The following is an 852-nucleotide window of genomic DNA, read 5'->3' on the forward strand; positions in this document are numbered from 1 at the left end:
CTGTTGTTATTCCTTACATTGGTGCCATATTGGTGACAATACCCGTAGCGCTCATTGCCTTATTCCAATTTGGCCTGCATGAAGAGTTTTACTACGTCATGCTAATTTTTCTGGTGATTCAGGTGATCGATGGAAACGTTCTAGTTCCATTGCTATTTTCAGAGGTTGTTAATCTTCACCCAGCGGTAATAATTGTATCGGTATTATTTTTTGGTGGTATCTGGGGGGTGTGGGGCGTGTTTTTTGCCATCCCTCTGGCTACGATGATAAAGGCTGTTGTCACTGCCTGGCCAAGAAGAGGGGGAGTAGAAACTTCTATCTAAACTAGCGAAATTTAGTAATAGTGGCGCTTGTTATGGCGCCACTTCTTTTGACTAGAGACTTTTGCAAGCCTTGAGTACTTCAGCAACATGGCCTTTGACTTTTACTTTGCGCCATTCCTTAACAAGAGTGCCTTCTGCATTGATGATAAAGGTGCTGCGTTCAATTCCCATATATTCTTTGCCGTAAAGCTTTTTAAGTTTAATTACGTCAAAAAGCTTACAAAATTCTTCTTCCGGATCACTGATTAACTCAAAAGGGAATTCATGTTTCTTTTTAAAGTTCTCGTGAGTGCGCATAGAGTCTCTTGAAACACCTAGAATCTGAGTGTTGCAGGCTTCAAATTCTTTAATTGAGTCCCTGAACTCCTGGCCTTCAGTTGTGCAGCCTGGCGTGTTGTCTTTTGGGTAAAAATAAATAACCGTATTTTTGCCCTTTAAGCTGTCATTCGTTATCTCTGTTTCTGACGTTGCTGCGGCAGTGAAGGCACCGACCTTTTCGTTTAAAGTTACCATTTTATGCGTAGCCCTT

The 852-nt window shown here is 41.5% G+C and carries 2 protein-coding genes; one reads left to right on the top strand and one right to left on the bottom strand.

Annotated features, from left to right (window positions below; translation table 11 throughout):
• Nucleotides 1–323 (top strand): AI-2E family transporter (locus A3766_RS28145; RefSeq protein ID WP_156509214.1); only part of this gene is annotated, 323 nt, incomplete at its 5' end.
• Between the two features lie 51 nt (nucleotides 324–374).
• Here the strand turns inward: A3766_RS28145 and A3766_RS28150 are convergent.
• A complete protein-coding gene (locus A3766_RS28150) occupies nucleotides 375–836 on the bottom strand; it encodes a peroxiredoxin (RefSeq protein WP_068507806.1) in 462 nt (153 codons plus the stop codon).
• Nucleotides 837–852 lie beyond the last annotated feature (16 nt).

Source organism: Oleiphilus sp. HI0132, from assembly GCF_001635845.1.

Excerpts from the sequence above, each read along its gene's own strand:
- A3766_RS28150 (WP_068507806.1), bottom strand. The coding sequence starts at position 836 with ATGGTAACTTTAAACGAAAAGGTCGGTGCCTTCACTGCCGCAGCAACG.